This is a genomic window from Mycolicibacterium mageritense (assembly GCF_010727475.1).
Classification (GTDB): Bacteria; Actinomycetota; Actinomycetes; order Mycobacteriales; family Mycobacteriaceae; genus Mycobacterium; species Mycobacterium mageritense.
This window is the reverse complement of record NZ_AP022567.1, coordinates 5,198,138-5,211,001: the sequence shown is the minus strand read 5'-3', so window position 1 is coordinate 5,211,001 and position 12,864 is coordinate 5,198,138. Positions and strand designations below refer to the sequence as shown.

The following is a 12,864-nucleotide window of genomic DNA, read 5'->3' as shown; positions in this document are numbered from 1 at the left end:
GCCTCACACGATCGCGCGGATGGCTTCCTCGAAGCCGACGACGTGATCGTGGGCGATCTTGGCGGCCGCTTCGGCGTCGCCGCGGGCGATGGCCCTCAGCAGGTCGGTGTGCTCCCCCACGTGGCGCGCGACCGTGGGCAGTCGGTCGAGGAACAGGCAGAAGATCCGGGTGGCGAGATTGTCGTAGCGCACCAGGACGTCTTCGAGATGCGGATTGCCGGTGGCCCGGTAAATCGCCCGGTGCACGCGCAGATCCCACCGCATGAGCTCGTCACGGTCGATGTCCTCGATCTTGAGCGCGGCGGTCCGGTCGGCAAGTTCGAGGAGGTGCGCCCGCACCATGGGCGAGGCGTTCTCGGCCGCCGATCGGGCCGCGACGGGTTCGAGGTTGACGCGGATCTGCGAGATGTGGCGGAGGTCCGCGACATCGACCCCGGTGGCAAACGTGCCGCGGCGCGGGAACGAGACGACCAACCGGTCGGCTTCGAGGCGTTTCAGCGCTTCGCGGACCGGCGTGCGACCGAGCTTCAGCTGCGCAGCGAGGTCACTTTCGACGATCGCCTCGTTCGGCCGGATGTCGAGCATGATGAGCTTGTCCCGGATCACGAGATAGGCCTGATCGGCATAGGACAGATCGCCGAAGTCGACGTCGTCGAACGTTTCCACACCCACAACACTCACGGCGCGATTTCCTTCCCGACACCATCAAGCAAACAGCTCGGCAACTGACCTGAGCCTGTCGCAATGATGATATATCAGATCGGCGACAATCCCGGCGGGTACCGGATGGCGCCATCGCGGGTGGCAGACGCGGGCTTACAGCAACGCCCGGATCGCGCGCTCGAAGCCGTTGACGTGCGCGAGCGTGAGCTCGGCCGCGGTCGTCGCGTCGCCGGCGACGATGGCCTCCATCAGCGCGACGTGTTCACGAACGTGCCCGGCGACGTCGGGCAGTCGGTCGAGAAACAGGCACCAGATCCGGGTGGCGTGCGCATCGAGGCTGACCAGGATCTGTTCGAGATGGGGATTTCCCGACGCGCGGTAGATCTCACGGTGTACATGAACGTCGCGCCGCAGCACCTCGCGCGGGTCGTCGGCGTCGTCGATCTGCGCGATGCCCGCGGCGAGCGCACTCAGCCGGGCCCGGGCCTCGGCGGTGGCCGCGCGCGCCGCCCTGGCGGCGGCCGTGGGTTCGAGTTGCTTTCGGATCTCGGAGATGTCGGCGAGATCGGTCATGTCCACGGCGGTCGCGAAGGTGCCGCGGCGCGGATAGGCGATCACCAGGCGGTCACGCTCGAGCCGCTTGAGCGCCTCCCGCACCGGCGTGCGGCCGACACCGAGCTCCGCCGCGAGGTGCTCGTCGTTGATCGGTTCGCCCGGCCGGATGTCGAGCATCACCAGGCGTTCGCGCAAGATCTCGTAGGCGCGGTCCGCGCTGGTTTCCGCAGCCGCCTCGGTGTCGCCGAATGACAGATCGGTCAGCGTCATCGCTGTTTCCTCCGTTTTCAACCAGGCCTTGAATCCCCTGCTGACCGCCCTATTGACGTGGTCGCGTTCTGATCCTAGCCTATCCCACAGTTGATATATTAGTTCAACACCTACTGGAATGTCAGGAAGGCGATATGACTGTCGACACCGCAGGACCGACCGCAGCATCGGCCGCCAACCCCGTCCTCGATGAGACGTTGGCCAGCCTCGATCCCGAGGTGTATCAGGCCATCGCCGCCGAACTGCACCGTCAGCAGAGCACGCTGGAGATGATCGCGAGCGAGAACTTCGCGCCGCAGGCGGTGATGCAGGCGCAAGGTTCGGTGATGACCAACAAGTACGCCGAGGGCTATCCCGGCCGGCGGTACTACGGCGGTTGCGAATACGTCGACGTCACGGAGAAGCTCGCGATCGAGCGGGTGAAGGCCCTGTTCGGCGCGGCGTACGCGAACGTACAGCCGCACTCCGGCGCGCAGGCGAACGCGGCGGCCATGGCCGCACTGCTGTCCCCCGGCGACACCATCCTCGGGCTGGACCTGGCGCACGGCGGACATCTGACGCACGGCATGAAGCTGAACTTCTCCGGCAAGCTCTACGACGTCGCGGCCTACCACGTCGGTGAGGACGATCACCGGGTCGACATGGCCGAGGTCGAGCGGCTGGCCCACGAGCGGAAACCCAAGCTGATCCTGGCCGGCTGGTCCGCCTACCCGCGGCAGCTCGACTTCGCCGAATTCCGGCGTATCGCCGACGAAGTCGGTGCGTACCTGATGGTCGACATGGCGCATTTCGCCGGTCTGGTCGCGGCGGGTCTGCACCCCTCCCCGGTGCCGCACGCTCACGTGGTCACGTCGACGACGCACAAGACGCTGGGCGGCCCCCGCGGCGGCATCATCCTGACCAATGACGAGGCCCTGGCCAAGAAGTTCAACTCTTCGGTGTTCCCCGGCCAGCAGGGTGGTCCGCTCGAGCACGTGATCGCCGCCAAGGCGGTCTCGTTCAAGCTTGCAGGCGAGCCGGAGTTCGCCGAGCGTCAGCAGCGCACGCTGGACGCCGCGAAGATCCTGGCCGACCGTCTCCTGCAAGAGGATTCGCGCGCGGCCGGGATCAATGTGGTGTCCGGCGGGACCGACGTCCACCTGGTCCTCGTCGATCTGCGCACGTCCGAACTCGACGGCAAGCAGGCCGAGGACCGGCTGCACCGCGTGGGGATCACCGTGAACCGCAACGCCGTTCCGTTCGACCCACGCCCACCGATGGTCAGCTCGGGCGTCCGGATCGGCACCGCTGCACTGGCCACCCGGGGATTCGACCTCGACGCCTTCCGCGAGGTGGCCGACATCATCAGCCTCGCATTGCGGCCCGGCACCGACGAAACCGCCCTCGACGATCTGCGCGCCCGGGTCGACGTGCTCGCCCGACGTTTCCCGCTCTACCCGAACCTCACGGAGGCTGCGCTGTGACCACCGCAGTCCCGCCGGGCGCCCACCTGCCGGATCATCCCGAATTTCTCTGGCGCACACCGGAACCGAAGAAGTCCTACGATGTCGTCATTGTCGGTGGCGGCGGCCACGGCCTGGCCACCGCGCACTACCTCGCCAAGAACCACGGCATCACCAACGTCGCGGTCCTCGAACGGGGCTGGCTCGCGGGCGGCAACATGGCCCGCAACACCACCCTGATCCGCTCGAACTACCTGTGGGACGAGAGCGCCCGCATCTACGAGCACGCCCTCAAACTGTGGGAGGGCCTCGAAGAGGAGCTCGACTACCCGATCCTGTTCAGCCAGCGCGGTGTGCTCAACCTCGCGCACAGCCTGCAGGATGTCCGTGACAGCGTGCGGCGCGTCGAGGCCAACAAGCTCAACGGCATCGACGCCGAATGGGTGGAACCCAAAGAGGTCAAGGATCTGTGCCCGATCGTCAACATCTCCGACGACATCCGGTACCCGGTCCTGGGCGCGACCTACCAACCCCGCGCCGGTATCGCCAAGCACGACTACGTCGCATGGGGTTTCGCGCGGCGCGCCGACGAAGCCGGCGTCGACATCATTCAGAATTGTGAGGTCACCGGGTTCGTCACCGACGGCGACCGGGTGACCGGGGTGCGCACCACGCGGGGCGACATCGCCGCCGGGCAGGTCGCGCTGTGCGCGGCCGGGCACACCTCGACGCTGACCGACATGCTCGGGATCCGCACCCCCCTGCAGAGCCACCCCCTGCAGGCGCTGGTGTCGGAACTGCTCGAGCCCGTGCACCCCACGATCGTGATGTCGAATGCGGTGCACGTCTACGTATCCCAGGCCCACAAGGGTGAACTCGTGATGGGCGCCGGTGTCGACTCCTACAACGGTTACGGCCAGCGCGGCGCCTTCCACATCATCGAGCGGCAGATGGCCGCGGCGGTCGAGCTGTTCCCCGTCTTCGCCCGCGCGCACCTGTTGCGCACCTGGGCGGGCATCGTGGACGTGTGCCCCGACGCGTCGCCGATCGTGGGCCGCACGGGCTACGACAACCTCTACCTCAACGCGGGCTGGGGCACCGGCGGGTTCAAGGTCACGCCCGGTCTCGGATGGTGCCTGGCCGACACGATCGCGAACAACACCGACCACGAGTACATCGCCCCGTTCACCCTCGACCGATTCGTCACCGGCGCGCTGGTCGACGAGCACGGCGCCGCCGGCGTCGCGCACTGATTCGCAGGAGCCACAATGCAACTCATCGAATGCCCGTGGTGCGGACCGCGCGAGGAAACCGAATTCCACTACGGCGGTGAAGCCCACGTCGCCTATCCGGCTGACCCGCAGGCGTTGTCCGACGAGGAATGGGCGCAGTACGTGTTCTTCCGGAACAACCCCAAGGGCATGTTCGCCGAACGCTGGAGCCACAGCGCCGGCTGCCGCCGCTGGTTCAATGCGATCCGGGACACCGCCACCTACCGATTCCAGCGCGTTTACCGCGTGGACGAGCAGAAGCCGACGATCTGATGAACGCACCTTTCCGCACCGCCGAGGGCGGCCGTATCGACCGTAATACGGTGCGCACCTTCACTTTCAACGACCGGAAGCTCACCGGGCACGCCGGCGACACACTGGCCTCAGCTTTGCTGGCCAACGGCATCCACCAGGTCACCACGAGTATCAAGCTGGGCCGGCCGCGCGGGTTCACCTCGGCCTGGGCCGAGGACACCGGAGGCCTGGTCCAGATCGAACAGCCCTTCCCCGAGCCCATGCTGCTCGCGACGACGGTGGAACTGTTCGACGGACTGGTGGCACGCGGCATTCCCGGCCAGGGGCGTCTCGCCGAGGTTCCCGACACCGCAAAGTACGACGCGACCCACGTGCACGCCGACGTGCTGGTCGCCGGGGCCGGTCCGGCCGGCCTCGCGGCCGCCCTGACCGCGGCCCGTGCGGGCGCGCGGGTGGTGCTCATCGACGAGCAGAGCGAGGCCGGTGGCTCATTGCTCGGCAGCACCGACACCGTCGACGGCAAACCCGCACTGGAGTGGGTGGCCGACGCAGTCGCCGAACTCGCTACGTTCCCTGAGGTTTTGCATCTGCAGCGCACCACGGCGTTCGGTCACTACGACGACGGATTTGTCCTGGCGTTGCAGCGCCGGACCGACCACCTCGGCGCCGACGCACCTGCGGCCGTCAGCCGGCAGCGGGTGTGGCGGATCCGTGCTCGCCACGTCGTGGTGGCCGCAGGCGCACATGAGCGGCCCGTGGTGTTCACCGACAACGACCGCCCGGGCATCATGCTCGCCAACGGGGCCCGCACGTTCCTGCACCGGTACGGCGTGTTGGTCGGCGAGCAGGCAGTCGTGTTCACCACCAACGACAGCGCATACGCGGCGGCCTTCGATCTGCATGACGCCGGCACCCGGATCAACGCGATCGTCGATGCGCGTGAAGATGTTTCGCGCCACCTGCGCGACGAGTGCGCCGCCCGCGACATCCCGTTGCGCACCGGTGCGGTCGTCAGCGGAACCCAAGGAGAGGCCCGCGTTTCGGCCGCGGTGGTCACCGGCTCCGGCGCCGCCCCCGATGTGGTGTCCTGCGACGTGCTGTTGGTCAGCGGCGGCTGGAACCCGGCGGTACACCTGTTCAGCCAGGTGCGCGGCAAGCTGCGCTACGACGACGCGCTCGGCGCCTTCGTTCCTGGCGAAGCCCTCGAAGGCGTGAGCGTGGCGGGATCCGCCAACGGTGTCTTCGACCTGCCGAACTGCCTGCGCGACGGGCGCATGGCCGCCGAGCGGGCCCTGGCCGGGCTCGGTGTGGCTGCGGTGTCCGAACCTGTTGCGGGCGAAGCGGATCCGGTGCTGCCGAGCGCGGCCGGTCTGGTGCTGTGGCGCGTTGCCGATCCGGACGGCGCGGCCAGCCAGTTCGTCGACGTCCAGCGTGACGCCACGGTGGCCGATCTGGTCCGCGCCGTGGGCGCCGGTATGCGTTCGATGGAACACATCAAGCGCTACACCACCATCGGGACCGCACACGACCAGGGCAAGACCTCGGGCGTCGTCGCCTCCGGGATCACCTCCGAACTGCTCGATGTGCCGATGGAGAGCCTCGGCGTCACGACGTTCCGGCCGCCCTACACGCCGGTCGCGTTCGCCGCGCTCGCCGGACGGAGCCGCGGACGGCTGTTCGACCCGGAACGCGTTACGGCGGTGCATGACTGGCACGTCGCCCAGGGTGCGGTGTTCGAGGACGTGGGTCAGTGGAAGCGGCCGAGGTACTACCCGCTGCCCGGCGAGGACATGGAGACCGCGGTGCTGCGCGAGTGCGCTGCGGTGCGCAGTGGCGTCGGCATTCTCGACGGCTCCACGCTCGGCAAGATCGATGTCCAAGGCGCCGACGCGGGCGTGTTCCTCGACATGCTCTACACGAACATGATGAGCACCCTCAAGGTGGGCATGGTCCGGTACGGCGTGATGTGCGGCGTCGACGGCATGGTCATCGACGACGGCACAGTGATGCGGCTGGCCCCCGACCGTTTCCAGGTGTTCACCACCACCGGTGGCGCGGCGCGGATCCTCGACTGGATGGAGGAATGGCTGCAGACCGAATGGCCGCACCTGGCGGTCCGGCTCACGTCGGTGACCGAGCAGTGGCACACCTTCCCGGTCGTCGGCCCGCGCTCGCGTGACGTCGTCGGCGCGGTTTTCCCCGACGTCGACGTCAGCAACGAGGCCTTCCCGTTCATGGCGTGGCGGGACACCACACTCGACGGGGTACACGTGCGGATCGGGCGCGTCAGCTTCTCCGGCGAGCTGGCCTACGAGGTCAACGTCACCGGCTGGCACGCAACCGCGGTGTGGGAACGGCTGATTGCCGCGGGCGGACCCTACGGCATCACGCCGTACGGCACCGAGACCATGCACGTGTTGCGGGCCGAGAAGGGCTATCCGATCATCGGGCAGGACACCGACGGCACCGTCACCCCGCAGGATCTCGGGATGAGTTGGGCGGTGTCGAAGAAGAAACCCGACTTCGTCGGCAAGCGGTCGTTCACGCGCAGCGAGAACCTCAACCCGCTGCGCAAGCAGTTCGTCGGGCTGCTGCCGACCGATGCCCAGACCGTCCTGCCCGAGGGCGCCCAGATCATCGAGGCGCCGGCCGACGGCGTCCTGCCGCCCCCGCCGGTCCCGATGCTCGGCCACGTCACGTCGAGCTATCGCAGTGCGGAACTGGCCCGCCCGTTCGCCCTGGCACTGGTCAAGGGCGGGCACGCCCGCCTCGGAGACACCCTCACCGCCGTTGTCGACGGAACCCTGGTGCCGGTCGAGGTCACCGGATCCGTCCTCGTCGATCCCGAAGGAGCACGCCGCGATGGCTGACACCCTCACCCGCCTGAGCCCCCTGCACGGTTGGGCCACCCGATTCGCGGCGCTGCCGGAGTCGACGGCGATCAGCGAAGAGCCGTTCGTCGCCATGGTCGACCTGTGGGTCGACCCCTCCGGACCCGGCGGGGCCGCCGCGGCGGGCGTTGTCGGCACGGCGCTGCCGACCGTGCCGTCGACGTGCGCCGAAGGCTCGGACACCACCGTGATCTGGTTCGGACCCGACGAGTGGTTGGTGACGTCGACGGCGCGCGCCGGTGAGGAGCTCGAAGCCGCGCTTCGCGACGTCGTCGGCGAGCATCGTGGTGCGGCAGTGGATGTCTCGGCACAGCGCACCACCGTGCGGCTGCGCGGCGCCCACGCCCGCGATGTGCTCGCCAAGGGCTGCTCGCTGGATCTGCACCCGTCGGCGTTCGGCCCCGGGTCGGCCGCCCAGACCATACTCGGCCTGGCTGCCGTGGTGCTGATCCCGTTGGACGACACCGGAACCGACTACCGGATCCTGGTCCGCTCGTCGTTCGCGGGCTACCTGGCCGACTGGTTGCTCGACGCCGCAGAGGAGTTCGGCATCGACTGGTAGATACCCTCGCCTGCGGCTCACTGATGTAGCGTCGAATAGTCGCTGACATCTCAGTTCAGTCGCACTGTGTATCTCGCAGGAGGTGACCGGATGGCCGGTGCGCGGTCCACCCGCACGTCGACGAAACAACCCGGTTCGAGCCCGTTGCTGTCCGATCGGGCCTTCGAGGCCATCCGGGACAAGATCGTGTCCCTGGAAATCCCGCCGGGGGCCCCGATCGAAGAAGAGCAGCTCGCAGCGGAACTCGGCGTCGGCCGTACCCCGGTACGCGAAGCGATCAAACGGCTCGCGTACCGCCGGCTGGTCGTGGTCTACCCGCGCAGCGGCAGTTTTGCCGCCGACCTGCATCCGGCCGACCTCGAGGCGCTGTGCGACATGCGCGAACGCCTTGAGGGCCTGGCCGCCGAGCGGGCCGCCACGGAGGCCACCTACGAAGAGCGCCTGGAGTTACGCGAGCTTCTCGACGCCCTGGAAGCCTGCACCGATCAGGCGAAGCTGCTCGACCTCGACGTCACGGTGCACCGGACCGTGCACCGAATGGCCCACAACCCGTACCTGCACGACATCCTCGCGCAAAGCCTCGACCTGTCCTTGCGCATGTGGAATCTGGCCAACGAACGCCTGCCCGACCTCGACCACCATGTCCACGGGCAGACCGGCGTGCTGCAGGCGATCCTCGACCGTGACGGCGAGCGTGCCCGCACGCTCGCCGAGGCTCACGTTCGCGAATTCGAGGACGACATCCGCAAGATGTTCTGACCGATCAGGTGCGCCGCGCCAAGCGGATGGTCACGGCCTTGGACACCGGGGTGTTGGAGCCGCGAGCGACGTGGTCGAGCGGGATCAACGGATTGGTCTCCGGGTAGTACGCCGCGGCGTTGCCACGTGGCGTCGGATAGGGCACGAGCCGGAAATCCTCTGCGCGCCGCTCCTCCACTGAGCCGTCAGGCAGCGGCCACTCCGATACCAGGTCCACGCGATCGCCCGGTGCGAAGCCGGCCGCGGAGATGTCGTCGGGATGGCAGAACACCACCCGCCGAGCGCCTTTGACGCCGCGGTAGCGGTCGTCCAGACCGTAGATCGTGGTGTTGTACTGGTCGTGGCTGCGCATGGTCTGCAGGATCAGCCGGCCCTCCGGCACGGGCAACCAATACAGCTCGCTCACAACGAAGTTGGCCTTGCCGCTGGCGGTCGCGAACCGGCGCTCGTCGCGGGGCGGATGCGGAAGGACGAAACCGTCGGGCTGGCGGACGCGGACATTGAAATTCTCGAATCCCGGCACCACACGCGAGATCGAGTCCCTGATCCGGTCGTAGTCGGCGGCGAACGCGGCCCACGGCACCGAATGTTCGGGCCCGAACAGCGCAGTGGCCAGGCCGCACACCACCGCGACCTCGCTGCGGAGGTGCTCGCTGGCCGGGGTGAGGCTGCCCCGCGACAGATGCACCACGGACATGGAATCTTCCACGCTGACAACCTGTTTGCGTCCGCCTGCGACATCCTTGTCCGTGCGTCCCAGCGACGGCAGGATCAGCGCGGTACGCCCGGTCACCAGGTGCGAACGGTTCAGCTTGGTCGACACCTGCACGGTCAACGAGCAGTTGCGCAGCGCGGCCTCGGTCACCGCGGTGTCGGGTGTCGCGGCGACGAAGTTGCCGCCCATGGCCATGAAGACCGACACCCGCCCGTCACGCATGGCCCGGATGGCATCGACCGCGTCGTAGCCGTGAGCACGGGGACTGGTGATGCCGAACTCGGCGTCGAGCGCGTCGAGAAACGCGTCGGGCATCTTCTCCCAGATGCCCATGGTCCGGTCACCCTGCACGTTGGAGTGGCCGCGCACCGGGCATACGCCGGCACCGGGTTTGCCGATCATGCCCTGGAGCAACAGCAGATTCGTCGCGTCCTGGATGGTTGCCACACCGTGCGTCTGCTGGGTCAGACCCATCGCCCAGCAGATGACGGTCTTCGACGATCCGATCAACGCATGCGCCGTCGCGTCGAGTTGCGCGCGGGTCAAACCCGTTGCCGCGATGACGGTGTCGAGGTCGACCGCGCGGATGTGCGCGGCGTAGTCGTCGAAGCCCGCACAGTGCGAGTCGATGAACTCCCGGTCGAGTACCGTGCCGGGATTGCGGTCCTCGGCCTCGAGCAGGAGCTTGGCGAGCCCCTGGAACAGGGCCTGGTCTCCCCCGACCCGGATCTGCAGGAAGTCGTCGGCGATCGCGACACCGTGCCCGACCACACCGTGTACCTTCTGCGGATCCTTGAACCGCAGCAGGCCGGCCTCGGGCAGCGGGTTGATCGCGATCACCTTGGCGCCGTTGGCTTTCGCCTTCTCGAGCACGGACAGCATGCGGGGGTGGTTGGTGCCCGGATTCTGGCCCGCGATCAGGATCAGGTCGGCCTGCTCCAGATCGGGCACCGACACCGAACCCTTGCCGATCCCGATGCTCGCTTGCAACGCGGTGCCTGACGATTCGTGGCACATGTTGGAGCAGTCCGGCATGTTGTTGGTGCCGAAGCAGCGAATCAGCAACTGATAGAGGAACGCGGCCTCGTTGGAGGTGCGCCCCGAGGTGTAGAACGCCGCGGCGTCGGGGGTGTCCAGGGCGCGCAGTTCGTCGGCGATGAGCGCGAACGCCGCATCCCACTCGATCGGCTCGTAGTGCGTGGAGCCGGGACGCAGCACCATCGGGTGGGTGAGCCGGCCCTGCTGACCGAGCCAATAGTCGGTGTGGTCGAGCAGTTCGGAAACCGGGTGGGCGGCAAAGAACTCGGGGCCGACGCGCCGGGTGGTGGCTTCCTCGGCCACGGCCTTGGCGCCGTTTTCACAGAACTCGGCGTGCTTGCGGTGTCCCGGCGTCTCGGGCCACGCACACCCGGGGCAATCGAACCCGTCGCGCTGGTTCAGCCTGGCCAATGTGCGCGCGGTCCGCACGGCCCCCATCTGCTCCACGCCCCGCTTGAGCGAGACCAGGACCGCGGGAACACCAGCCGCGTAGGACTTTTCGTGGGTGACGACGACGTCGTTCTCGTCAAACCGGTACTTGTCGAGCCCAGGGCCGCCGCCGTGCACCGGTTCAGTGCCCCCGCGCGATCCACTCGGCCAGGTGCGGTGCTTCGGTGCCGATGGTGGTGTGGTCACCGTGGCCAGTGTAGACGCGGGTCTCTTCCGGCAGCGTCAGCACCGACGACCGGATGGAGTCGATGATGGTGGGAAAGTCGCTGTAGGAACGGCCGGTGGCGCCGGGTCCGCCGTTGAACAGGGTGTCGCCGGAGAACAGTGCGCCGGCCTCGGGCAGGTGCAGGCAGACCGAGCCGGGCGAGTGTCCGGGGGTGTGGATGACCTCGATCTCGGTGCCCGCAACGCCGATCCGCAGACCCGCGTCGAGGTTCCAGAATTTCTCTTCGGGATGGCTTGCCTTCCACAGCATGTCGTCGCCGGGATGCAGCAGCACGGGCGCACACAGCTCGGTGGCGAGTTGGGGCGCGACCGTGACGTGGTCGTCGTGCCCGTGGGTCACGACGACCGCCACCACATTGCGCCCCGCAACCGCCTCGACGATCTGAGGGGCGGTGTGCGCGGCGTCGACGATGACGACCTCGGAGTCGTCGCCGATCACCCACACGTTGTTGTCGACGTCCCAGGTGCCCCCGTCGAGGCTGAACGTGCCCGAGGTGACGACGCGGTCGATGCGCAGCGGCCCGCTCACAGCTCGACCACCGACCGCAGCACCTTGCCCTCGTGCATGGTGTGGAACGCGTCCTCGACCTCGTCGAGCTTGATGCGCTCGGAGACAAATTTCTCCAGTGGCAGCCGGCCCTGCTGGTAGAGGTCCACGAGCGTCGGGAAGTCGCGTTCGGGCAGGCAGTCGCCGTACCAGGAGGACTTCAATGATCCACCGCGGGAGAAGAAGTCGATGAGCGGCATCTGCAGGGTCATGTCGGGGGTGGGCACGCCGACGAGCACCACGGTGCCGGCCAGGTCGCGTGCGTAGAACGCCTGCTTCCAGGTCTCGGGGCGGCCGACCGCGTCGATCACGACATCGGCGCCGAAGCCACCGGTGAGATCCTGCACGGCTTCGACAGCGTCGGAGTCCGCGGCGTTCACCGTGTGGGTGGCGCCGAGTTCCTTGGCCCATTCCAACTTTCGGGGATCCCGGTCGATCGCGATGATGGTGCCCGCTCCCGCGAGCCGCGCTCCCATGATGGCCGCATCACCCACGCCGCCGCAGCCGATCACCGCGACCGAGTCGCCACGAGAGACGTTGCCGGTGTTCACCGCGGCGCCGAGGCCGGCCATCACGCCGCAGCCCAGCAACCCGACCACGGCGGGATCCGCACTCGCATCGACCTTGGTGCACTGCCCGGCGTGGACGAGCGTCTTCTCGGCGAACGCGCCGATGCCCAGCGCCGGCGTCAGTTCGGTGCCGTCTTCGAGGGTCATCTTCTGGGTGGCGTTGAACGTGTCGAAGCAGTACTGCGGGCGGCCGCGCTTGCAGGCCCGGCACTGGCCGCACACCGCGCGCCAGTTGAGGATCACGAAGTCGCCGACCGCCACGGACTCCACGCCCGCACCGACCTCTTCGACCACGCCCGCGGCCTCGTGGCCGAGCAGGAACGGGAACTCGTCGTTGATGCCACCGTCGCGATAGGTCAGGTCCGTGTGGCACACGCCGCACGCCTGCACGCGGACGACCACTTCACCGGGTCCGGGATCGGGGATGACGATGTTGGTGACCTCGACCGGGGCACCCTTCGACCGGGCGATCACACCCCGAACTTGTTGTGGCATGGGAACACTCCTTGTTGTGTGAAGTGGGTTGTGAGACGTGGGTCCGGCCGCGGGTTGCCACGGCCGGCGGCAGTCCGGAGCGGATCCGCCCAGAACGGCGTGCGGCGACGGGCGCCTGTTCACACATTCTGCAATATCAGTTTATTCGTTTCTAGTA

11 protein-coding genes are annotated in these 12,864 nt (G+C 67.9%); 6 read left to right on the top strand and 5 right to left on the bottom strand.

Going from position 1 to position 12,864, the window contains the following annotated elements:
- Nucleotides 1–3: 3 nt before the first annotated feature.
- Complete coding sequence (locus G6N67_RS25145) at nt 4–681, bottom strand: GntR family transcriptional regulator (protein WP_036427969.1); 678 nt, start codon at nt 679–681, stop codon at nt 4–6.
- Nucleotides 682–816: 135 nt separating this feature from the next.
- Nucleotides 817–1,488 (bottom strand): GntR family transcriptional regulator, encoded by a 672-nt coding sequence (locus G6N67_RS25140; protein WP_036427971.1) that lies wholly within the window; start codon nt 1,486–1,488, stop codon nt 817–819.
- A 134-nt stretch (nt 1,489–1,622) separates the two neighbouring features.
- Here G6N67_RS25140 and glyA point away from each other — a divergent pair, with 134 nt between their 5' ends.
- The 6 genes from glyA (at nt 1,623) to G6N67_RS25110 (ending at nt 8,668) form a co-directional block, all read left to right on the top strand.
- Nucleotides 1,623–2,951 carry a serine hydroxymethyltransferase gene (gene glyA / locus G6N67_RS25135; protein WP_036427973.1) on the top strand — a complete coding sequence of 443 codons (1,329 nt, stop codon included), beginning with the start codon at nt 1,623–1,625 and terminating at the stop codon, nt 2,949–2,951.
- Nucleotides 2,948–4,183 carry a sarcosine oxidase subunit beta family protein gene (locus G6N67_RS25130; RefSeq protein ID WP_036427975.1) on the top strand — a complete coding sequence of 412 codons (1,236 nt, stop codon included), beginning with the start codon at nt 2,948–2,950 and terminating at the stop codon, nt 4,181–4,183. The genes glyA and G6N67_RS25130 overlap by 4 nt, the downstream gene beginning before the upstream one ends.
- Before the next feature lie 15 nt (nt 4,184–4,198).
- Nucleotides 4,199–4,474, top strand: a complete 276-nt coding sequence (locus G6N67_RS25125) for a sarcosine oxidase subunit delta (protein WP_036427977.1) — start codon at nt 4,199–4,201, stop codon at nt 4,472–4,474.
- Nucleotides 4,474–7,326 (top strand): 2Fe-2S iron-sulfur cluster-binding protein, encoded by a 2,853-nt coding sequence (locus G6N67_RS25120; RefSeq protein ID WP_036427979.1) that lies wholly within the window; start codon nt 4,474–4,476, stop codon nt 7,324–7,326. Before G6N67_RS25125 ends, G6N67_RS25120 begins: the two co-directional genes overlap by 1 nt.
- Nucleotides 7,319–7,909, top strand: coding sequence for a sarcosine oxidase subunit gamma (locus G6N67_RS25115; RefSeq protein ID WP_036427982.1), 591 nt, complete (start codon nt 7,319–7,321; stop codon nt 7,907–7,909). The genes G6N67_RS25120 and G6N67_RS25115 overlap by 8 nt, the downstream gene beginning before the upstream one ends.
- A 90-nt stretch (nt 7,910–7,999) precedes the next feature.
- On the top strand, nt 8,000–8,668 hold the full coding sequence (locus G6N67_RS25110; protein ID WP_063835129.1) for a GntR family transcriptional regulator: 669 nt from the start codon (nt 8,000–8,002) through the stop codon (nt 8,666–8,668).
- A gap of 4 nt (nt 8,669–8,672) precedes the next feature.
- On the opposite strand, the gene G6N67_RS25105 is transcribed toward G6N67_RS25110, so the two are convergent.
- From G6N67_RS25105 to G6N67_RS25095, 3 genes are read right to left on the bottom strand one after another with little or no spacing between them, the layout of a single operon-like run.
- Nucleotides 8,673–10,988, bottom strand: a complete 2,316-nt coding sequence (locus G6N67_RS25105) for an FdhF/YdeP family oxidoreductase (RefSeq protein WP_036427985.1) — start codon at nt 10,986–10,988, stop codon at nt 8,673–8,675.
- Between the two features lie 4 nt (nt 10,989–10,992).
- Nucleotides 10,993–11,625, bottom strand: coding sequence for an MBL fold metallo-hydrolase (locus G6N67_RS25100; protein WP_036427986.1), 633 nt, complete (start codon nt 11,623–11,625; stop codon nt 10,993–10,995).
- Nucleotides 11,622–12,707 carry an S-(hydroxymethyl)mycothiol dehydrogenase gene (locus G6N67_RS25095; protein WP_036427988.1) on the bottom strand — a complete coding sequence of 362 codons (1,086 nt, stop codon included), beginning with the start codon at nt 12,705–12,707 and terminating at the stop codon, nt 11,622–11,624. The genes G6N67_RS25100 and G6N67_RS25095 overlap by 4 nt, the downstream gene beginning before the upstream one ends.
- Nucleotides 12,708–12,864: the final 157 nt, after the last annotated feature.

Bases quoted from the DNA above. Each gene is read 5' to 3' on its own strand.
- glyA (WP_036427973.1), top strand. From the start codon at position 1,623: ATGACTGTCGACACCGCAGGACCGACCGCAGCATCGGCCGCCAACCCC.
- G6N67_RS25110 (WP_063835129.1), top strand. From the start codon at position 8,000: ATGGCCGGTGCGCGGTCCACCCGCACGTCGACGAAACAACCCGGTTCG.
- G6N67_RS25125 (WP_036427977.1), top strand. From the start codon at position 4,199: ATGCAACTCATCGAATGCCCGTGGTGCGGACCGCGCGAGGAAACCGAA.
- G6N67_RS25120 (WP_036427979.1), top strand. From the start codon at position 4,474: ATGAACGCACCTTTCCGCACCGCCGAGGGCGGCCGTATCGACCGTAAT.
- G6N67_RS25115 (WP_036427982.1), top strand. From the start codon at position 7,319: ATGGCTGACACCCTCACCCGCCTGAGCCCCCTGCACGGTTGGGCCACC.
- G6N67_RS25095 (WP_036427988.1), bottom strand. From the start codon at position 12,707: ATGCCACAACAAGTTCGGGGTGTGATCGCCCGGTCGAAGGGTGCCCCG.
- G6N67_RS25140 (WP_036427971.1), bottom strand. From the start codon at position 1,488: ATGACGCTGACCGATCTGTCATTCGGCGACACCGAGGCGGCTGCGGAA.